This window comes from Pseudoclavibacter sp. 13-3 (assembly GCF_021168475.1).
Classification (GTDB): Bacteria; Actinomycetota; Actinomycetes; order Actinomycetales; family Microbacteriaceae; genus Pseudoclavibacter_A.
Genome location: NZ_JAJOZT010000004.1, coordinates 207,359 through 227,096 on the forward strand (window position 1 = coordinate 207,359; position 19,738 = coordinate 227,096).

The 19,738-nt window shown below is 63.1% G+C and carries 17 protein-coding genes, 1 tRNA gene and 1 pseudogene; 9 read left to right on the forward strand and 10 right to left on the reverse strand.

Going from position 1 to position 19,738, the window contains the following annotated elements; genetic code table 11:
* Positions 1-72: 72 nt before the first annotated feature.
* Together LRX77_RS08470 and LRX77_RS08475 are read right to left on the reverse strand one after the other, a co-directional pair.
* Positions 73-1,410, reverse strand: a complete 1,338-nt coding sequence (locus LRX77_RS08470; RefSeq protein ID WP_231832545.1) for a class II 3-deoxy-7-phosphoheptulonate synthase — start codon at positions 1,408-1,410, stop codon at positions 73-75.
* A 133-nt stretch (positions 1,411-1,543) separates the two neighbouring features.
* Positions 1,544-2,233 carry a lysophospholipid acyltransferase family protein gene (locus LRX77_RS08475; protein WP_231832546.1) on the reverse strand — a complete coding sequence of 230 codons (690 nt, stop codon included), beginning with the start codon at positions 2,231-2,233 and terminating at the stop codon, positions 1,544-1,546.
* Positions 2,234-2,394: 161 nt separating this feature from the next.
* On the opposite strand from LRX77_RS08475, the gene LRX77_RS08480 reads away from it, so the two are divergent.
* On the forward strand, positions 2,395-3,888 hold the full coding sequence (locus LRX77_RS08480; protein WP_231832462.1) for an LssY C-terminal domain-containing protein: 1,494 nt from the start codon (positions 2,395-2,397) through the stop codon (positions 3,886-3,888).
* 61 nt (positions 3,889-3,949) lie between these two features.
* Here LRX77_RS08480 and def read toward each other — a convergent pair whose 3' ends face one another.
* Entirely contained in the window at positions 3,950-4,441 is a 492-nt protein-coding gene (def, locus tag LRX77_RS08485; protein WP_231832463.1) for a peptide deformylase, read from the reverse strand.
* Position 4,442: 1 nt separating this feature from the next.
* Positions 4,443-7,874, reverse strand: coding sequence for a pyruvate carboxylase (locus LRX77_RS08490; RefSeq protein ID WP_231832464.1), 3,432 nt, complete (start codon positions 7,872-7,874; stop codon positions 4,443-4,445).
* Positions 7,875-8,004: 130 nt separating this feature from the next.
* On the opposite strand from LRX77_RS08490, the gene LRX77_RS08495 reads away from it, so the two are divergent.
* Positions 8,005-8,856: a ParA family protein gene (locus LRX77_RS08495; protein ID WP_231832465.1), complete on the forward strand. Its 852-nt coding sequence runs from the start codon at positions 8,005-8,007 to the stop codon at positions 8,854-8,856.
* A gap of 71 nt (positions 8,857-8,927) precedes the next feature.
* On the opposite strand, the gene LRX77_RS08500 is transcribed toward LRX77_RS08495, so the two are convergent.
* From LRX77_RS08500 to LRX77_RS08510, 3 genes are all read right to left on the reverse strand, one after another.
* On the reverse strand, positions 8,928-9,479 hold the full coding sequence (locus LRX77_RS08500; protein ID WP_158031866.1) for a MerR family transcriptional regulator: 552 nt from the start codon (positions 9,477-9,479) through the stop codon (positions 8,928-8,930).
* Positions 9,480-9,646: 167 nt separating this feature from the next.
* Positions 9,647-10,384, reverse strand: coding sequence for a transcriptional regulator FtsR (gene ftsR / locus LRX77_RS08505; protein ID WP_231832466.1), 738 nt, complete (start codon positions 10,382-10,384; stop codon positions 9,647-9,649).
* Positions 10,384-10,923, reverse strand: a complete 540-nt coding sequence (locus tag LRX77_RS08510; RefSeq protein WP_269453794.1) for an FHA domain-containing protein — start codon at positions 10,921-10,923, stop codon at positions 10,384-10,386. The genes ftsR and LRX77_RS08510 overlap by 1 nt, the downstream gene beginning before the upstream one ends.
* A 158-nt stretch (positions 10,924-11,081) precedes the next feature.
* Between LRX77_RS08510 and LRX77_RS08515 the strand changes: the two genes are divergently transcribed.
* Positions 11,082-11,155: transfer RNA gene (locus LRX77_RS08515), tRNA-Pro, on the forward strand.
* 281 nt (positions 11,156-11,436) lie between these two features.
* Here the strand turns inward: LRX77_RS08515 and LRX77_RS08520 are convergent.
* Positions 11,437-12,593 (reverse strand): annotated as a pseudogene (locus LRX77_RS08520) (IS3 family transposase).
* Between LRX77_RS08520 and LRX77_RS08525 the strand changes: the two are divergent.
* The 3 genes from LRX77_RS08525 to LRX77_RS08535 all read left to right on the forward strand — a co-directional run bounded on the left by LRX77_RS08525 (position 12,565) and on the right by LRX77_RS08535 (position 16,426).
* Complete coding sequence (locus tag LRX77_RS08525) at positions 12,565-12,909, forward strand: site-specific integrase (protein ID WP_231832467.1); 345 nt, start codon at positions 12,565-12,567, stop codon at positions 12,907-12,909. The pseudogene LRX77_RS08520 and the gene LRX77_RS08525 overlap by 29 nt on opposite strands.
* A 174-nt stretch (positions 12,910-13,083) precedes the next feature.
* Positions 13,084-13,959, forward strand: coding sequence for a hypothetical protein (locus tag LRX77_RS08530; protein WP_231832468.1), 876 nt, complete (start codon positions 13,084-13,086; stop codon positions 13,957-13,959).
* Positions 13,943-16,426 (forward strand): DEAD/DEAH box helicase, encoded by a 2,484-nt coding sequence (locus LRX77_RS08535; RefSeq protein ID WP_231832469.1) that lies wholly within the window; start codon positions 13,943-13,945, stop codon positions 16,424-16,426. Before LRX77_RS08530 ends, LRX77_RS08535 begins: the two co-directional genes overlap by 17 nt.
* Positions 16,427-17,877: 1,451 nt before the next feature.
* Here LRX77_RS08535 and LRX77_RS08540 read toward each other — a convergent pair.
* Positions 17,878-18,129: a hypothetical protein gene (locus LRX77_RS08540; protein WP_231832470.1), complete on the reverse strand. Its 252-nt coding sequence runs from the start codon at positions 18,127-18,129 to the stop codon at positions 17,878-17,880.
* Positions 18,130-18,234: 105 nt separating this feature from the next.
* Here LRX77_RS08540 and LRX77_RS10615 point away from each other — a divergent pair, with 105 nt between their 5' ends.
* Both LRX77_RS10615 and LRX77_RS08545 read left to right on the forward strand, forming a co-directional pair.
* A complete protein-coding gene (locus LRX77_RS10615; protein ID WP_442961627.1) occupies positions 18,235-18,396 on the forward strand; it encodes a TetR family transcriptional regulator in 162 nt (53 codons plus the stop codon).
* Positions 18,393-18,767: a hypothetical protein gene (locus LRX77_RS08545; RefSeq protein WP_231832471.1), complete on the forward strand. Its 375-nt coding sequence runs from the start codon at positions 18,393-18,395 to the stop codon at positions 18,765-18,767. Before LRX77_RS10615 ends, LRX77_RS08545 begins: the two co-directional genes overlap by 4 nt.
* Here LRX77_RS08545 and LRX77_RS08550 read toward each other — a convergent pair whose 3' ends face one another.
* The gene (locus tag LRX77_RS08550) at positions 18,768-19,325 is read right to left on the reverse strand and encodes a helix-turn-helix domain-containing protein (protein ID WP_231832472.1); all 558 of its coding nucleotides are present in this window, start codon (positions 19,323-19,325) and stop codon (positions 18,768-18,770) included.
* 44 nt (positions 19,326-19,369) lie between these two features.
* On the opposite strand from LRX77_RS08550, the gene LRX77_RS08555 reads away from it, so the two are divergent.
* Complete coding sequence (locus tag LRX77_RS08555; protein ID WP_231832473.1) at positions 19,370-19,729, forward strand: hypothetical protein; 360 nt, start codon at positions 19,370-19,372, stop codon at positions 19,727-19,729.
* Positions 19,730-19,738: the final 9 nt, after the last annotated feature.

Consider the following 19,738-nt stretch of genomic DNA (forward strand, 5'->3'; position numbering starts at 1 on the left):
CGCAGAAGCGCCGCCGCAGGCAGACCTGCGCTGAGGGGGCGACGCTCACCGGGTCGCACCCCTCAGCGTCAGTCAGCCGAGGTGCGACTTCTTGAGCTCCTCAGCCACCAGGAACGCGAGTTCCAGAGACTGCCGGTGGTTCAACCGCGGATCGCAGAGCGACTCGTAGCGCGTGGCCAGCCCGGCTTCGTCGATCTGCTCGACGCCGCCGAGACACTCGGTCACGTCATCGCCGGTGAGCTCCACGTGAACGCCGCCGGGAATCGTTCCCACAGCCGCGTGCGCCTCGAAGAAGCCGCGCACCTCGTCGACCACGTCGTCGAACCGACGAGTCTTGTAGCCGGTCTCGGTGGTGATGCCGTTGCCGTGCATCGGATCCGTGATCCACAGCGGCTGGGCGCCGCTGGCCTTGACGGCCTCGAGCAGAGGCGGAAGTGCCTCGCGAATGCGCCCTGCCCCCATACGAGTGATGAAGGTCAGACGCCCGGGGATGCGATCCGGGTCGAGACGGTCGATCAGTCGAAGTGCGTCATCGGGGTCGGTCGTCGGGCCGAGCTTGACGCCGATCGGGTTGTGAATCTTCGAGAAGTACTCGATGTGCGCTTCGTCGAGACCTCGGGTGCGCTCCCCGATCCACTGGAAGTGCGCCGAGGTGTCGTAGACCAGCCCGGTGCGCGAGTCGATGCGAGTGAGCGGGCGCTCGTAGTCGAAGAGCAGCCCCTCGTGACCGACGTAGAAGTCGACACGCTTGAGGTCGTCGAAATCTGCACCGCAGGCGGCCATGAACTTGATGGCCCGATCGATCTCCTGCGCCATCTCGTCGTAGCGGGAGTTGGCGGGGTTGCGCGCGAAGCCCTGGTTCCAGCGATGCACCTCGCGCAGGTCGGCGAAGCCGCCCTGCGTGAACGCCCGGATCAGGTTCAGCGTCGATGCCGAGGTGTGGTAGGCCTGCACCAATCGCTGCGGGTCTGCCTCACGCGACTCCGGAGTGAAGTCGTAGCCGTTGACGATCTCACCGCGGAACGCCGGCAGGGTGACGTCGCCACGCGTCTCACTGTCTTTCGAGCGCGGCTTCGCGAACTGACCGGCCATACGTCCCATCTTCACGACGGGCACGGACGCACCGTAGGTCAGGATGATCGCCATCTGCAGGATCGTCTTGACCCGATCTTTGATCTTGTCAGCGGTCGCACCCTCGAAGGTCTCGGCGCAGTCACCGCCCTGCAGCACGAAGGCCTCTCCCCGGGCTGCCGCTCCCAGACGCTCGCGCAGGTCATCGGCCTCACCGGCGAAGACCAGCGGGGGCAGTGCGCTCAGCGTCGCCCGGGCATCCGCGAGCGCGGCCGAATCCGGCCACGACGGCTGCTGCTTCGCGGGCAGCTGCTCGGCTGCGTCCAGCTCGGCGAGCAGCGACTGCGCGACTGTATCGCTGACAACCAGCTGCTGGTCGGTGATGTTGGCATTCACTTGGCGTTCCCCAATCATTTGGTGCTGTCGGCTCGACGCAGGCGCATCGGGTCGGCGGTTCCGTGTTGCCACGGGCTCACTGCTGAGCTGCGGCGAGACGGTGACGCACGCTGGACGCGTACACGTCGCGATACTCCTGCTCGCTGATCATCTGCAGCTCGTGCATTATCTCATCTGTGATCGATCTCAACACGAACCGGTCGCCTTCCATTCCGGCGAAGCGGGTGAAGTCGAGCGCTGGCCCCGCGATGACCGCCAGCGGCACACGCTTCGGCCATTTGGAGCCGATCGGCATCATCTTGTCGGTGTTGCGCACTGCGACGGGCACGACGGGGCAGCCGGCGGCGAGAATCGTGCGCGCAGCACCCGTGCGCCCGCGGTAGAGGTAGCCGTCCGGGCTTCTCGTGCCCTCGGGATAGAGCGCCAGCACGTGGCCGGCAGAGAGCACGCGCAGGCCGGTGTTGAGCGAGGCCTCGCTCGCCTTGCCGCCACTGCGGTCGATGGGCAGCTGACCGGTGCCCTTCATCATGACCCGGGTGAACCACCCCTTGATGCCCTTGCCGCTGAAGTACTCACTCTTCGCCAAGAAGCGCACCGGGCGCTTCACGAAGAGCGGCATGATGATCGAATCGATGAACGACAGGTGGTTGCCCACCAGCACGACGGGTCCGTCGGCGGGTATGTTCTCGAGTCCGCGCCTCTCGGTGCGGAAGAACAGTCGCAGCCAGGGGCCGATGAAGACCCATTTGAGCAGCCAGTAGAGCACGGTCAAACCTCCGGTGAACCAGTCTACCGGGATAGTCTGGAGGTCCGGGCGCAACACGACGCACGGCACGACACCCGTCAACGACGTCTGTGCTCCGAACGGCCCGGCGCGACGCGACTGCACTGCTGTGCACGGTTCGTGCAGAGGGCCGAAAGAGGAACATGAACGAGCACGCATTCCACACGCGCACGACCGCACAGGTGCGCAACCGCACCAGAGTCGCCAGGCTGCTCGACGGGTTCTTCTTCGTCTTCGCCGCCGTCGCCGCGTTCTGGCTCGCGTTCACGCTCTTCACCGACTCGCTCGACACCGGCTGGTGGGGTGCGCTGGTCGCGATCGTGTTCTGGGCGCTGATCGCGTACCTCGCGCTGCCCCGGCTGCATCGCATCCTCACGTCGATCTACGTGCCCGACTACTTCATCGGGCGCACCCGCACCAGCGACGGTCTGCTCGGCGACCCGGTGAATCTGGCACTTCTGGGCGACGAGCAGCGACTGCACCAGGTCATGGACGCGGCAGGCTGGACGCGCGCCGACGACCTCGGGCTGCGCTCGAGCATCCGCATCGTGACCTCGACCCTCTCGCGACGCAGCTATCGCGAGGCGCCGGTGAGCCCGTTGTTCCTCTTCGGGCGGCAGCAGGACTTCGCCTATCAGCAGGAGGTTGCCGGCAACCCCGCCAAGCGACACCACGTGCGGTTCTGGCGCTGCCCGCCCCACTGGCTGCTGCCCGGCGGGCACCGCGTCGACTGGCTCGCGGCAGGCACTTTCGACCGCGCGGTCGGACTCTCGCTGTTCACACTGCAGGTCACGCACAAGATCGACGAGAACACAGACATCGAGCGCGATCACATCGTGGCGAGCGTGCTGGCTGCCGACGACGACGTCACCGTGCATGTGCTGCGCGACTTCTCGACCGGCTATCACTCGCGCAACGGCGGCGGCGACTCGATTCGCACCGACGGCGACCTGCCGATCGTCGACCTGCGTGACGAGGGAGCCGCCTCGTACGCGGCGCGCAGAGTCGTCGAGGCCTCTGATGCGGCGGCCTGGCTGCCCGGTGCGCGTCATGACGGCTCGGCGGATGCCATGCTCGCGTCATCAGCGCACGCTGCGGCCGGCCAGAAGCGGCCTGCGTTCGAGCTGCTCGACGGTGACTCGGCCGAGCGGTCGACCCTCGAAGAGATTCGGCGTCACGGTCGGCCCGTGACGACCACGTTCGGTGCGGCGGTGCTGATGCTGCGCGCGCTGACCTCCCTGGCGCTGATGGCCAGCGGAGCCCTGCTGCCCGACGCCGATGTGCACGAGCTCGTCGCCGCCGTCGGCGCGGCGACGCTGCCCCAGGCGTTCGACGCGCGCTGCGCGCTGGTGCTGATGGGGCTGGTCAGCGCGGTCGGGACCTCGCTGCTGGCGCTCTTGGTGCTGCGGGGCTCTGACCTCGCGCGCATGATCGTGCTGGTCTTCGCCACACTGTCGACGCTGATCGCCTTCGCGAGTCATGCGGCGGGGCTCCCTCTGCTGCCAGACTTCTCGACACTGGTCACGGTGACGCTGAACATCCTGATTCTGATGGCCCTGAGCGGTCGACCGGCGCGTGCCTATGCGACGACGCGGCGCGAACGGCGCAGCGCACGCACCGCATCCACAGCTGGCTGAGGCTGCAGCACGGCTGCAGTCTTCAGCAGCATGCCGCATCGCAAGAGTGCCGGGATCACTGTCAGAACCAGGGCTGCGCCCGCACCTCGCGCATAGCCGCACGACGGGTGTCGCCCTGCAGCCGGTGCAGGTAGACGGTTCCGCCGAGATGGTCGATCTCATGCTGCAGCGCCTGGGCCATCAGGCCGTCACCCTCCAAGGTCACCGCGTTGCCGTCGAGATCGATGCCCTCTGCGCGCACCCAGCTGTAGCGAGGAGTGTCGAACCACAGGCCGGGCACCGACAGGCAGCCCTCTTGAATCTCGACAATCGGCTCGCGGCGTTCGACGATGCGAGGGTTCAGCAGGTAGCCGATCTGACCGTCGACGTTGTAGCTGAACGCCGCCAGGCTCACGCCGATCTGCGGCGCTGCCACGCCGGCCCGCCCGGGCAGCTGGACCGTGTCGATGAGATCCTGCACCAGCTGGCGCACGTGATCGTCGATGTGCTCGATCTGCTCGGTGGGCTGACGCAGCACCGGATCGCCGTAGAGGCGAATGTCGCGAACCGTCACGTCACTCCCCTGCCACAGCGGTGACCGTGCTCGGGGTGATCACCAGCAGCAGGTCACCGGGCTCGACCTGACGCGACCCGTCGAAGACGACGCGCTCGACGACGCCGTCGGCACCGGCGGCGATGTTCGCCTCCATCTTCATGGCCTCGATGCTGGCCACCGGCTCGCCGACCGAGACGGTGTCGCCCGGCTTCACCTTGAGCGTCACGACGCCCGCGAATGGCGCAGCCACCTGGTTCGGGTTGCTGACGTCGGCGCGCTCGGCCTCTTCGGTCTGCACCTTGATCGACTCGTCACGCACGGTGACCGGTCGCAGCTGGCCGTTCAGCACGCCCATGACGGTGCGCTCGCCCTTGTCGTTCGCCGGGCCGATCGCCGAGAGCGCGGTGTAGAGGCGCAGGCCCTTGTCGAGCTGCGCCGCGTGCTCTTTGTTCGCCTCGAAGCCGTACAGATAGTCTTCGGTGTCGAGCGTCGACAGATCGCCGTAATCCTCGCGGAACTTCTCGAAGTCGTCGGCCGGCCCGGGGAACAGCAAGTGGTTCAGCTGACGGCGACGTGATGCGGAGTCACCCTCGAGCGCGCGCTCCTGGTCTTCGGTGAGCTCGGTCTCGGTGAGGTGCACCTCACGCCCGGCGAGCACCTTCGAGCGGAAGGGCTCGGGCCAGCCGCCCGGCAGGTCGCCGAGCTCGCCGGCCATGAACTTCACGACCGAGTCGGGCACGTCGTACTTCTCAGGATGCGCCTCGAAGTCGTCGGGATCGGCCCCGACGGCGGCGAGGTGCAGTGCGAGGTCGCCGACCACCTTCGACGAGGGGGTCACCTTCGGCGGGCGTCCGAGGATTCGGTTGGCCGCAGCGTAGTTGTCTTCGATGACCTCGAACTTGGTGCTCAGGCCGAGAGCGATGGCCTGCTGGCGCAGGTTCGTCAGCTGTCCGCCGGGAATCTGATGGCGGTAGATGCGGCCGGTCGGTGCGTCGAGCCCCGACTCGAACGGGCGGTACAGGTGCCGCACGGCCTCCCAGTACGGCTCCAGATCGCTGATCGCGTCAAGATCGAACCCGGTGTCGCGCTCGGTATGGCTCAGCGCGGCGACCAGGGCCGAGAACGACGGCTGACTGGTCGTTCCGGCGAGCGGCGCTGCGGCGGCGTCCACCGCATCCACACCGGCCTCGCTGGCGGCCAGCAGCGTCGCCAGCTGACCACCGGGCGTGTCATGCGTGTGCAGGTGCACGGGCAGGTCGAACTCGCGGCGCAGCGCGGTGACCAGCCGGCGTGCGGCTTCGGGACGAAGCAGGCCCGCCATGTCTTTGATGCCGATCACGTGAGCGCCCGACTGCACGATCTGCTCGGCGAGCCGCAGGTAGTAGTCGATCGTGTAGAGGTCTTCGCGCGGGTCGAGCAGGTCGGCGGTGTAGCACAGCGCGCCTTCGGCCACCGCGGTGCCGGTCGCCAGCACCGACTCGATCGCCGGTCGCATCTGGTTGATGTCGTTGAGCGCGTCGAAGATGCGGAACACATCGACGCCGCCCACGACCGCCTCTTCGATGAACGCGTCGGTGACCTTGGTCGGGTACGGCGTGTAGCCGACCGTGTTGCGACCGCGCAGCAGCATCTGCAGCGGAATGTTGGGCAGTGCGACGCGCAGCTTGTCGAGACGCTCCCAGGGGTCTTCGCCCAAGAAGCGCAGCGCGACGTCATACGTGGCGCCGCCCCAGGCCTCGACAGACCACAGGCCGGGCGCTGCGGCGGCCACGTACGGCGCCGCTTCGAGCAGGTCTTTGGTGCGCACGCGAGTCGCCAGCAGCGACTGGTGAGCATCGCGGAACGTCGTGTCGGTGACGCGCAGCTGAGTGTCGTTGCGCAGCGCCTCGGCGAAGGCCCGCGGCCCGACCCGATCGAGCAGCTGCTTCGCTCCGTCGGGCACGACCTTGGTGTCGATGGTGTGCGGCAGCTTCTGCGTCGGGTCGACCAGCCCGGCGGGGCGCTCACCCCATGGTTTGTTGACCGTCACGTCGGCCAGCCAGGTGATCAGCTTCGTGCCGCGGTCTTTCGACTTGCGCATGTCGAACAGCTCGGGCCGCTCGTCGATGAAGTGCGTGCTGAGGTCACCGGCGATGAAGTCGGGCTCGGAGAGCACATTCAGCAGGAACGGGATGTTCGTCGAGACGCCGCGGATGCGGAACTCCGCGAGTGCGCGGCGAGCGCGACGCACGGCCGACGGAAAGTCGCGGGCGCGGCAGGTGAGTTTGGCGAGCATCGAGTCGAAGTACGGGCTGACCTGCGCGCCGGCCGCAGTGGTGCCGCCGTCGATGCGCACGCCGGCACCGCCCGGCGAGCGGTAGGTGCTGATGCGACCGGTGTCTGGGCGAAAGTTCTCGGCCGGGTTCTCGGTCGTGATTCGAGTCTGCAGCGCCGCCCCGTGGATGCTGATGCGGTCTTGCGAGAGACCGAGCTCTGGCAGCGTGGCGCCGGCCGCGATGAGCATCTGGCTCTGCACGAGATCGACGTCGGTGACCTCTTCGGTCACGGTGTGCTCGACCTGGATGCGAGGGTTCATCTCGATGAAGACCGGCGTGCCGGCGCGGTCGCCGACGGTCTCGACCAGAAACTCGCAGGTGCCCGCGTTGACATAGCCGATCTCTTTGGCGAAGCGGATGGCCGCTGTGGTCAGCTGCTCGCGCAGCTCAGCGGTGATGTTCGGCGCCGGAGCGATCTCGACGACTTTCTGGTTGCGGCGCTGCACCGAGCAGTCGCGCTCGAAGAGGTGCACCGTGTAGCCGGTATGGTCGGCGAGCACCTGCACCTCGATGTGGCGCGGGCGCAGCACTGCCTGTTCGAGGAACATGCGCGAGTCGCCGAACGCGTTGCCGGCCTCGCTCATGGCCTGTTCGAGTGCGGGCTTCAGCTCTTCGGGTGTGTCGACCTTGCGGATGCCGCGACCGCCGCCACCAGCCAGAGCCTTGGCGTACAGAGGAAAGCCGATCTCTTCTGCCAGCGCGACCAGTTCATCCGGACTGCTGCTGGCGTGCGTCGATGCGAGCACCGGCACACCCGCACGAATCGCCGCCTCTTTGGCGTTGACCTTGTCGCCGGCCAGCTCCAGTGCATCTGCACCGGGCCCGATGAACGTGATGCCGTTCTCGGCGGCGGCGCGGGCCAGCCCGGGGTTCTCAGAGAGAAAGCCGTAGCCCGGGTAGATCGCGTCGGCGCCCGATTCGAGAGCGACGCGAATGATCTCGTCGATGTCGAGGTAGGCCTTCACCGGTCGCCCCGCCTCGCCGATCTGGTAGGCCTCATCGGCCTTCAGCCGGTGAATGGAGTGTCGGTCTTCGTAGGGGAAGACCGCGACCGTTTTGGCACCGAGCTCGAATGCGGCCCGGAATGCGCGAACGGCGATCTCTCCACGATTGGCCACCAGGATCTTCTTGAACAATTGGTCTCCCCACATCGCGAGTCGTTTGCACGATTGTACCGTGCTGCGGCGCCGCTCTCACATGCTCAGCCGACGGTCAGAACCGAGACGGTTGTGCAGAGTCGCGCTCTACCGGGTAGCGTAGATGGTCGTGGACGTACTCAGTGTGAGCTCTCTTAAAGGCGGGGTCGGAAAGACCACCGTCGCCCTCGGTCTTGCCTCAGCGGCCCTGGCGCGCGGAAAGCGCACCCTGGTCGTCGACATCGACCCGCAGACGGATCTGACGACCGGTCTGGCCGTCGACCCCGGGTCGGCACTGACCATGGCAGACGTGATCAAGAACCCGTCGCCCGATGTCGTGCGGCGCGCGATCGTGTCGAGTGCCTGGACCGAAGACCGCACACTGTCAGTCGACGTCATGGTCGGCTCGCCGCGCACGATCGAGTTCGACGTGCCCGCCCCTCGCCCGCGCGATCTGTGGAAGCTCGACGAGGCACTCGCCCTGCTCGAAGACGCCTATGACGTGGTCATCATCGACTGCCCGCCGTCGCTGAACTCGCTCACGCGCAACGCCTGGCTCGCCAGCGATCGGGTGCTGCTCATCGCCGAGCCGAGCCTCTTCGCCGTGTCGGCCGTGGGCCGCGCGCTCAAAGCCATGGAAGAGCTCAGCCTCGATCAGCAGGTGCCGGTGAAGCCGCTCGGCGTGCTCGTCAACCGCTTTCGCAAGCAGTCGATCGAACATGAGTTTCGCATCTCAGAGCTCGAACAGCTCTACCCCCGCCAGCTGCTCGACGTGCGTCTGCCCGAGCGCGCCAGCCTGCAGCAGGCTCAGGGCTCGGCCCGCCCGGTGCATTCCTGGCCCAGCGAGTCGGGCAAGAAGATGGCCGCACAGTTCGATCAGGTGTTCGACGTGTTCGAGCAGGCCGTCGACGGTCACCCGCAGGCCCGTGGGCATGCCGGTCGCAAGGCCGCGGCGAAGGCCGCTGAGAAGAAGGCTCGCTGACCCGCAGCGGTCAGCACAGACTGCTCGCGTCGGCTTCGAGTCGGCTTCGCCGATTGCGGGGATGCGCCGGCTCAGCTGGCCGAGCGGCGGCGATGGCGGCGTTCAGCCAGCTCGTCGACGTGCGTCTCGGTCGCCCCGATCGTCACCAGGTTGTCTTCGACTTCGCGCAGCACCTTGCCGACGGCGATGCCGAACACGCCCTGCCCCCGACTCACCAAGTCGATGACCTCGTCGTTCGAGGTGCAGAGATAGACGCCACCGCCGTCGCTCATCAGGGTGATCTGCGTCATGTCTTGAATACCCGCGTCTCGCAGCTGTTCGACGGCGACGCGAATCTGCTGCAGCGAGATGCCCGTGTCGAGCAGACGCTTCACCAGCTTGAGGGTGAGGATGTCGCGAAAACCGTACAGACGCTGTGTGCCAGACCCATGCGCGCCCCGAATCGTAGGCTTCACCAGACCGGTGCGCGCCCAGTAGTCGAGCTGCCGATAGCTGATGCCGGCGGCGTTCGCCGCAACGGCACCACGATAGCCTCGGTCTCGGTCGAGCCCGGGAATGCCATCGGTGAACAGCACGTCAGAGAGCTCGGGGTCGTCGACTGACGAAAGCTGCGCATCCGGCATTTCTGGGTGCTGTTCGTCAGTCATGAACGACTCCTTCGAGGGGGTGGTGACGACCGCAGCTTGTGTGCGATCTGTGAGTCACACTACCAGTCACTCCGCGTGGCGAGACTGAAGCTGGAGGTTTCCCGTCGGCGTGTCGAAGTCTCAACGTTCACGTGAGACTTGAATCAGCTGTCGAGCTGCTGAACCGCCCGTTCAAGCAGCGTGCGCTTCAGATCGACGAGCGCCTCGACCACCTCGGCGGTGACGTTCGCCGCCTGAGCACGAGCCTCGGGATCATCACGACGGAAGCCGCTGATGACCCCCTCGACCAGCCCGATCTCGCGGTCGGTCGATGCCTTCACACCGCGCAGGTGCCGAGGTTCGATGCCGCGCTCTTTGAGCGAGACCAGCAGCGACAGTACCTCGCGGGCCTTCTGGTCGAAGCGCGAGCCCGTCGGCAGCAGACCGACCGAGACCGCGTCGCGCACCAGCTGTGCGTCAGCGTGGGTGATTTCGATGAGTTCAGCCCGCGAGTACGCCTGCTGGTCGACCTGGTGGTCGAGTGCGCTGAGCGGATGCGCGATGCCCGGAAGCATCGGAGACTCCCCCGCGTCGATCTCGTCGACGTACTGACGGATGACTTTGAGCGGCAGGTAGTGGTCGCGCTGCAGGCTCAGCACCAGGCGCAGACGGTCGACGTCTGCGGGGCCGAACTTGCGGTAGCCGGACTCGGTTCGCTGCGGAGAGACCAGCCCGCGCTCTTCGAGAAAGCGGATCTTCGACGGCGTGACGTCAGGAAAATCGGTGACCAGCCGAGTGAGTACCTGGCCGATGCTCAGCAGCTTCTGGGCGTCATCGATCGATTCGGTCGCCGGCTGCGAAGCTGCCGAGTGGTCGATGTGCCTGCGTGCAGCCTGCCCCATCAGCCGTTCTCGCCTGTGAGCAGATCGCGACGCGACGGATAGTACGTGAGCCGGAACTTGCCGATCTGCACTTCTGCGCCGTCTTCGAGATGGGCGCTCTCGATGCGAGTGCCGTTGAGATACGTGCCGTTCAGTGATCCCAGATCGACGACGTCGTAGCCGACGGCTGCCCCCGTGCCCGTGCGACGGAACTCCGCATGGCGACGGGATACCGTCACATCATCGAGGAAGATGTCGGCGTGCGGGTGGCGACCGACCGTGACCACATCGGAGTCGAGCAGAAAACGCGACCCGACGTTGGGGCCTTGACGCACGATCAGGAGTGCCGACCCGACCGGCAACGAGGCGATGGCCTCGAGTTCTTCGGTGCCCACGCCGATCTGGATCGCCCCTGTGGCAAGCAACTTCTGCGCGAACGTGCCGGTGAATGTCAGGGTCTCATCTTCGGTCGAGAGATTCACGACCGGCTGCACACGCGTGGCCGGCTCTTGGGGATCATTCTCGGGATGCTGCTGCCCCAGATCTTGTTCTGCGCTCATTCATCCCTCCTCTCAACACAATCTGCTGACCACTTTAGTCGATCAGGCTCAGGCGTGGGCACGGCGTGTCGCACCGATTCACACGCCCCGCGGCCTCTGTGTGTCGATGTGTCTGCGCGCTTGTGTATTATGGGTGAGGTTGTCCACGAAACGGACGACGGGCTGTGGCGCAGTTTGGTAGCGCACTTGACTGGGGGTCAAGGGGTCGCAGGTTCAAATCCTGTCAGCCCGACAGAAAAGCCCAGGTGAGAGCAGATTCCTCACCTGGGCTTCGTCGTTTCTGTTGTCCTTTTCGGAGGGGTTTATGGAAGCATCCGACCGCGGGTGCTGACGCCTTCCGGGACGCCTCGATTGCGGCCATTGCGACGAGCCGGGACCTGGCCGGGACCTGGAGCCCGTTTTGGGCCGCGATCGGCAGCCTTTTCATCGCCGAGGTGCCGTCGCTCGACTGGACGCTGCGGGGCTCTCACGCTCGGGGTTCGGGTCTGCTGTGGGTCTGGTTGACTGTTTTCCTTATGCTGCTTGTGCAGTTGGTTGATAAGTTATCTCATATTCCAGCGGGGTCAACTTCCCGAGGGCTTTTTGTCTGCGCCGTCTGTTGTAGGTGCCGTTGATCCAGCGGACGAGCGCGAGGCGGAGTTCGTGTCTGGTGGCCCATTTCTTCCGATCGAGGACGTTGGTCTGGACGAGGTTGAAGAACGATTCCATGGCGGCGTTATCCGCGCAGGTACCCACCGCGCCCATTGACTGGACCAGCTCGTGCGCTGCGAGTGCGCGACGGTACTTGCGTGAACGAAACTGGCTGCCCCTGTCGCTGTGGACCACCAACCCCGGTGCTGGCTTGCGCCGGTTGATCGCATCCTGGAGGGCTGCGACGGCCAGGCTGGCCTTCATGCAGTCGCTGATCGAGTAGCCGACGATCCGCCCCTCGAACACATCTTTGAGCGCGCAGAGATACAGCTTGCCCTCGCGCGTCCAGTGCTCGGTGATGTCGGTCAACCACAACAGATCCGGGGCGTCAGCGGTGAAGTCTCGGCGTACCTGATCCTCGGCCGTCGGTGGCCCCACGAGCCCTTGCGCCTGCCGGTGCCGACGATGACCGAGCGGATCCCGTTCTCGGAGCACACCCGCCAGATCCGCCGCTCTGACGCGGTGGTCGCACCGGTGGCCTGCAGCTCCCAGGCGATCTGCCGATACCCGTACTCCGGGTCCTCCTGGTGCATATCGAAAGCTTGATTCGCCAGATGAGCATCGTCCCAATCACGCTGCGACACTCCTACAGCCAGCCATTTGAAGTAGCCCTGCTTCGTGATCTTCAACACCCGGCACGTCACCGCGACCAGCTCCTGGACGAGCGGGCCAGCGCTGATTCAGCACAGGCATTTTGGGAACTTCAGATTCGCCTGCGACAGATACGCCGCCGCGCGACGCAGCACCTCGTTCTCCATCACCAGCTCACGAATGCGTATCAACGCCTGCGCGGACGCTCTCATCGTCTCAGCGTCCCCACTCGTCGGCAGCCCGTGCTTCGCGTACTGAGCCTTCGCGACCCAGGCCTGCAGGGCAGACTTCGAGACCCCCAGGTCAGCACACACCTACTTCTGAGCGATCCCGGACTCCACCAGCCCGACAGCATCCTTCTTGAACTCGTCCGTGTACTTCTTCGGCATGATCAACATCCTCCCGCACGACCCGAAAGCCATGCAATCTCAGAGTCAACCAAACCTGCAGCACACCCCAACGAACAACATCCGCAGGCAGCTCCGTGACGTGATGGAGCAGGCAGGAGTGCCCGACGTTACCCCGCACAGGTTCCGCCGCACCGCAGCGACCGCGATCAACGAGATCGGGGGACTACAGCTCGCCTCCGAACTCCTCGGACACAGTGACCCATCGATCACGCGCGAGCACTACATCCGCCGCAACGAGACGGTGAACCCTGCGACCGCAGAGTTCCTCGAGTGCGCGTTCGGGCGCGCGGTATGAAGGAGAAGCCACGGGTCTGCCAGAGAGTGCTCGCCACGAGCACTATGGCAAGGCTCTGTGCATCCTATGAGAGTATGCGAGAGAATATGAATGTGGTTGCAACCGCCCGGACTGGGCGGTGAAGTGGTCGTAGGGCTGAGCTTCTAGCCATACGTGGAGTGATGGAGCCCCTCTATGAAGCCTGCTAATGAAGGCAGCGAACAGCCGCGAAGCTTGCCGGCGAACGGCCTCCCAAGTCTTGGCGGAATCGAGGGGTTATCCCTCCAGTCCGACGGAAATACTGCATTGGTTGTCATTGAATCAATCTCGGACACCTTCAAAGAGCATCTCCAAAAGAGGCTCGCTGCCTTCTGCTACGGAGCTCAGACTGCTGCAGAGGACTCAAGCTACTACTCTTTCGAAAACACAATTCGTGAGTTCCTTGACCGGTATGAGAAAAAGCCTGAGAGCACGAAAATCGGAATGGCCGGGGAACTAATTGTCCACGTTCTTATGCCGCATACTCATGCGCGTCTTTCAAGCACCGCCGTCTTCTTCAATAAAGAAGAACGGAGCATCAAAAAGGGATTTGACCTCACCTTTCACGGAGTCGACGGCAATGCCCTCTGGTATGGCGAGGTTAAGTCTGGCCGGGTCAACGAGAGCCAGACGGCTGACGAGAAGTCCGCTGATCTACTCAAGAAAGCGGCAAGTGACATCGCGGATAAACTTGGTCCCGGCGCGGAACGATCGCGCTGGGACTCTGCCATCATTGACGCAGGCATTACGCTCCAATCGCCGCAAGCGGCTACTGCGAAGGCACTCCTACGAAGCGATGTCAGCTCTGCGGTAGCTGGTAGTGATTTTGAAAAGAACGTCGTACTCGCATCAACTGTCATACATGCGCTTGATCATTGCCAGCTAAGCAGCGAAAAGCTTATCGAGACAGTCCGCGGCCTAAAGAAGTCGAGCAAATTCTCCTCAATGTGCGTACTATCGGTTCAACAAGAAGAGATTGAGTCAGTTATTTCATTCCTTCGGGAGGTGGTAACCGATGCCGACGCCAATTGACCTCACGGTAGGGCAGATTCGCCGGACCTCAAATCTTGAAGGATCAGTCTTCTTTGACCTCTATTCACGCCTGACGAAGGCCGAGCCGCTAACCGACAATGAGCTCATCAACATACTGAGGTTTGCGGTTCTCTTCCTGAGGTCAACTGATGACGTTGTATCGAGGCTAGGGTACCGGGTTGTCTTGCAATACGGAGAGGTAACGGGAGACTACGAACCGCTCCATGCCGTTGCCCAAGCGCGAGAACTCATCCCCGTAGTAGCCGCCGCAGAACGTCTTAATCCCGAGCTTGCTCAGTCAGACTCTCTAGAGAGCGCACTTTTCGCCGCCCACAGTACAAACTTTGCAACGTTTGATCACGGGAGAACCGTATTCCGCACACGTGGACAGATGGAGCTCCGAACGTTCAACGCGCGCGAGAATGACGCGATTGTCGTAGCGCCCACCTCCTACGGCAAGTCCGAAATGCTCATCGACAAGATTGCGCAAAACCTCAACGCCAAGATCTGCGTACTAGTTCCAAGCCGAGCACTTATCGCACAGACAAGGGCACTCGTCATCAACGATGTGCGGGTGAGAGAGTCGCAAACTCGCGTGATCACACATCCCGACGCATACACAGACGAAACGCAATTTATTGCGGTCATGACTCAAGAACGTTTGCACCGCCTGCTCATTGACAATCCGTCAGTTTACCTCGATCAACTCCTTGTAGATGAGGCTCATAACCTACTTGACGGAGATAACCGCGCAATCGAGTTGTCGCAAGTTGTGCTCACGTCCCGTGCAAGAAACCGCGAACTCGCCCTTACCTACTACACGCCATTCATGTCCGACCCTGGCAGTTTGAAGCATGTCAACGATGCTGACGCGCGAACGCGCACGCGCTCTATCAATGAGCATGTCAAGGCGGAACGCATAGTAATTGCGGAGCCCGGTGGAACCACCAGACTTTACGATCAGTTCCTTAATCGAACCATCGACCTCGGCGTTTCTGTTCCCAGTGACGAGCTAAGCGCTATTCGCAATCTGATGCGAAACCGCACGCTTGTCTACGTTAATCGCCCAAAAGATGCACAGGATCTTGCGGGGCGACTAGCGGGGCGGAGTAGGGAGGTCGACCTCTCGATCGAAGCGCAGCGAGCTATAACTGCAATCGCAGACCTTATCGATCCAAACTACAGCCTCATACAAGCGATAAGGGCAGGGGTGCTGTTCCATCACGGTCAGGTCCCCGACGTCCTGAGACAGTACATCGAGCATCTGTTTCGAGAAGACTCCTCGAGCGATCCCAGGGTCCTTGTCACAACGTCGACTCTTCTCGAAGGCGTCAATACTCCCGCTGATTGTTTGATCATGATGACACCCAGCCGGGGCCCGAAATACCTCACACGATCAGCGTTCCGCAACCTTATAGGCCGCGTGGCCCGATTTAAAGAGGTATTCGACCCGGCTCGCACCGATCTAGACCTCCTCCAGCCTCGAATCTACCTGGTCCCCAGCAGCTATTCACGGGACGGCTGGAACGTGGATACCTTTCTCACCAACACCGCCAATCTTGCAAAGACAGTCGAAGATGAGGTTAAGAACCCACTGCTTGACCGGGCAGGGGAATCTGAGGAACGACAGAAGGCTCTTGAATACCTAGAGAATATCGAGCCGGGCACCTCTCAACTCATGAATCCGCGTGTAGCTGCCACCAAAGTAGGAAGACTTTGTTTCCAAAACGGTGTACGCGACTTCGATATCTTCCAGAATGAGGTGAGAATTCAGGCGCGCATCGATGACGAACGCTCACGTGGCATGATCTTGACCGACGTCGCTGAAGTGATCGATGCTATCTGCTCCTTCTTCTTTGAGAACATCGATCTCATCGATTCTGACGACCTTGAACGCATACGAGACACAAGGGGTGCTCGCCGCTTTTACGCTCGCTTCCTGGGATGGAGAGCCAAGAATGAACCCTTTAAGCTTCTCGTTTCTCATTTCCTGAGCTATTGGACGCAGCTAGAAGAAGAACTTGTGTATGTAGGCTCTCGATGGGGCGAGGAAACCTATGGCGAGAACGGCGTACGCAAGCTGTACGTGAGGATGCGGGCAAAGACCCGCGTTGAGTTGATCAATCTGGCTGTTGTGAAAATCAAGGAAGAACAAGACTTCGTTGACTTTCGAATTATCAAGTACATAGAGATCATGAATTCCCTCGGGATGTTGGAGCAGGATCTCTACTACAAAATAAAGTTCGGAACTTCTGACCCGTTCCTAATATGCCTGCTCAGAAACGGTTTCTCGCCCGAGCTTGCGCGGCTGGTCAAAGAAAAGTACTCAGATTTCGTTCAGGCCAATCTGGCGGAAAGCAGCGTTGACGTAATGCCAGAACTCGCAAGCGAAATGTCCGCTCAAGACGAGAACGACGTTCTCGTCTACGAAGCAAGCACGCTCTCCAGGGCACGGGTGGTTTCCTGATTCTGCTGCGGGCACAGCGGGTCACGTACGGCAGTGAAGTCGGTCCGCGCGAGCAGCCCGGTTTTAGTCGCTATCGATGATCCAACCGACTCGGTGCCCAGGGAGGTACTGCATATCGGAGCGGTACGCGGTAAAGGAGTAGGTACCAGTCTCAGATCTAGTAGACGGACCGTCCAACTCGCTACAGGTAACGCCTAAGTGTCGGGAGTTGGGAGTTGGTCAGCGCGCTGAACCGGCCGAGAATGTTGACGGTCGGCCTCAGTTCGATTGTCATGTTCCCAGTATGATCACGTGACATGAGCGTGTTGTCTCCGTCGGCGGCGATTCGGAGCGCACCTGCGCGATCTTTCGTGCATGTCAACCGACTCCCGGGTACTGCAACCACCGCGCGGCAAGCCGCGTCACGGGCCGCACGGAGTGGCGAGATCCTTCCTATCCGCCGGGGCCTCTACTACCGGGGAGCGAAGACCCGGTACGGCATGACGCGTCCCCGCCTCGATGAGATCGCCTGGGAAGTGCTCGGTGAGACGGGTAGCGGACCGGCGGGCTACTCGGCTGCACGGGAGTGGGGCGTGACGACTCAGGTCCCGGCCTCTTTTCATGTGGCGACCCTCTGGCCGACGGACACGATCGTAGGAGTGACGCAGCATTCAAGACGGAACAGAGAACGGGCGATGCTCAACCCGAAAGAGATCGCCCTCCTCGAACTGCTACGAGCACCGGACATCTACATCGAAGGTGGCTGGGATGCGCTGGTCGGGCGAGTCCGCGACGCAATCGCTCGAAACGAAGTCCGTGAGAAAGTCCTCCGCGCCACTGCCGCCGGGGGAGCGAAACGTCACCACACGGGAGAGCTTGGACAAGCTCGTCATCGATCTGGCGCTCGAGTGAGGAGCGGGTTCGGAGGAGGAGCGCCCGCTCCATGAAACAACTCGATTACGAAAAGCTCGCCGAGGTGGACGCTCACGTCGGGAGAGCGCTCGACGCCCGTGGTGTCCTGTCGGGAGTAAGGCTGTCGCCGCGTACCTGATAGGAGCGGAGTCAGCGTGCAACCCTTACATAAACCCCACGTAAACCCCCGCCGAAGGTGACCAAGAGCCGGGACCTGGCCGGGACCTGATGCATGCAAGCCATGCAAGCCATGCAAGCCATGACGTGAAAGGGCCCATTTGAGGGGCAGAGATGCCCGGAAAATCAAGGATCTGGGTTGAACCGTCTACCTGGGGGTCAAGGGGTCGCAGGTTCAAATCCTGTCAGCCCGACAAAAAGCCCTGGTGAGAAGCAATTTTCACCAGGGCTTCGTCGTATCCAGACCGGGTCATCGGTGATCTTTTGCCTCGGCACGACCAATCTGATCGTTCGCACACCTGCGCGCATCCGTCACGCTCCGGCCTCCGAGCTTTCAGCGAGCATGATCCCAGATGTGCTCCCTTCACCACAGCCCCCCCACCTCACTTCTGAGCGTAGGCATCGGCGTACTCCTCACTCGGCGTCGTGGGCTGGATGATATCGAGCAGCACCCCATCTGGCGCCGTCACGATGAAGTGCCGCTGCCCGAAGGCCTCATCGCGCAGAGGCAGCACAACCACGACGCCCGCCGCACCGCTCGGCCGCTCGTGCACGGCGTCGACATCATCGACTTCGAGATTGACGATCACCCCTGCGGAAGCGCGCGGTAGCCGACGGCACGGTCGGGTGTTCATAGGCCAGGATCGCGAGCTCGAACGCCCCGAAGACTGACATACCAGTCAGATTCAAACGTCGTCTCGAACGCGAGCAGATCGTGATAAAAGAATGCCGCGACGAAGCTGCTCACCGCTCGCGGCTTCGCAGAGACATCTCTCAACGACATTGGGCACGCCGCCCGTGTCACATGTGGAGCCGTCCACCACCACTATCAGAACAAGCCCCGGGGCTTCTCTCTGCCGTCACCGCACAGCTGCAGGAATCCGCCGCAAAGACCGTCGTGACAGCAGCGACGAATGCCGGCTCCGACGCACGCGACCAGCTGCGAGCAGGCTCACATGCCTTTCTCTACGCCGTCACCGACATTTCAGCCATCCGCATTCTGTTTGTCGACGCCCCCGCGGCCCTGGGCTGGCAGGAGTGGCGCCGACTCGACGAAGAGAACGCTGCGACACACCTGCGCAGCGCACTGCACGATCTCGGCGTCGCCGATGACCTGCTGGATGCCTCCACCGCACAGCTCTCTGGCGCGATGAACGAGGCCGCACTGTGGATCGCTCAGCAGGAGAACATTGAGGCCGCCAGAATGCAGTCGCACGCCGCGCTGGACCGACTGTTCACCGCCTATCTGCTCACCGCCTATATTCCGGCATGATCACTCTGATGACACGTCGGGCAGCAGAATCGTCGTCAAGCTGACCCGCTCCCGCCCGTCACCCCGCTCTGTCAGATAGGGTGCCAGCAGCTCCCCCAGACCCGCTTGGATCGTGGCTAGATCTTCGGTGCTCACGTACAGCGGCACCCGAGCGAACCCGACCCGGTCTCTCGACTGCGCCGAGTCTGCGAGAAAGCGATCGAATTCAGCAACGACGTCGCCGACGAAGGTGAGAAACGCAGACCGGAGCTGTGCCGCATCCATCGAACGCAGCTCGTCATGATCGACCGGCGCCATTCGCCCCCCGAGAGCCAGCGTGCGCTCGACAGCGCCACGAGAACGACGTTTGCCGACAACCGTCACGATGCCCGCGTCGATCAGCGCACCGACATGCCGGTAGAGCGTCGCCTGCGCGACATCGGGGAGCGCCTCGCGCAGCTGCGCAGTCGTTCGCTCACGGCCGCCCAGCTGCTGAATGATGCGCAGCCGCACAGGATGCAGCACGACATCGGCCAGCGCAGATCCGTCGGGCACGTCTTCCTCCTTCATTATCATCATGATAATATTCTCAATACCACTTACATTCTAGTGAGGAGGACACCATGACGAACATCACATCCAATGACACCGGTGTGCACATCCGCTTTCCGGGGTGGGAGGCGATCATGGCCGGGCGAGCAAGCCTCAACGTGCCGCGAGCAGCTGTTCTCAGCGTCTCCGCCGAACCCGGCTGGACGTCAGAGATCCTCGGCGCGCGATCGGGCCTCGTCATCTCAGGCTTCCGCAAGCTGGGGGTGTTCACACATCCCCGGGGAACGCGGCGCCTGGTGTCGATGAAGCGCGGACTCCCCCTGCTGCGCCTGACCGTCGACCGAACCCAAGTCGGGTTCGACGAGATCCTTCTGAGCACTCCCGACGCAGACCGCATCGCGGTATCCGTGCGATCGGAGAGGCGCGCATGACCGCGGTGA

What these genes read in the sequence shown, in the direction of transcription:
- LRX77_RS08480 (WP_231832462.1), top strand. Translation starts at nt 2,395, where the DNA reads ATGAACGAGCACGCATTCCACACGCGCACGACCGCACAGGTGCGCAAC.
- LRX77_RS08500 (WP_158031866.1), bottom strand. Translation starts at nt 9,479, where the DNA reads ATGCCGGATGCGCAGCTTTCGTCAGTCGACGACCCCGAGCTCTCTGAC.
- ftsR (WP_231832466.1), bottom strand. Translation starts at nt 10,384, where the DNA reads ATGGGGCAGGCTGCACGCAGGCACATCGACCACTCGGCAGCTTCGCAG.
- LRX77_RS08510 (WP_269453794.1), bottom strand. Translation starts at nt 10,923, where the DNA reads ATGAGCGCAGAACAAGATCTGGGGCAGCAGCATCCCGAGAATGATCCC.
- LRX77_RS08530 (WP_231832468.1), top strand. Translation starts at nt 13,084, where the DNA reads ATGAAGCCTGCTAATGAAGGCAGCGAACAGCCGCGAAGCTTGCCGGCG.
- LRX77_RS08535 (WP_231832469.1), top strand. Translation starts at nt 13,943, where the DNA reads ATGCCGACGCCAATTGACCTCACGGTAGGGCAGATTCGCCGGACCTCA.
- LRX77_RS08540 (WP_231832470.1), bottom strand. Translation starts at nt 18,129, where the DNA reads ATGAACACCCGACCGTGCCGTCGGCTACCGCGCGCTTCCGCAGGGGTG.
- LRX77_RS08550 (WP_231832472.1), bottom strand. Translation starts at nt 19,325, where the DNA reads ATGATGATAATGAAGGAGGAAGACGTGCCCGACGGATCTGCGCTGGCC.
- LRX77_RS08555 (WP_231832473.1), top strand. Translation starts at nt 19,370, where the DNA reads ATGACGAACATCACATCCAATGACACCGGTGTGCACATCCGCTTTCCG.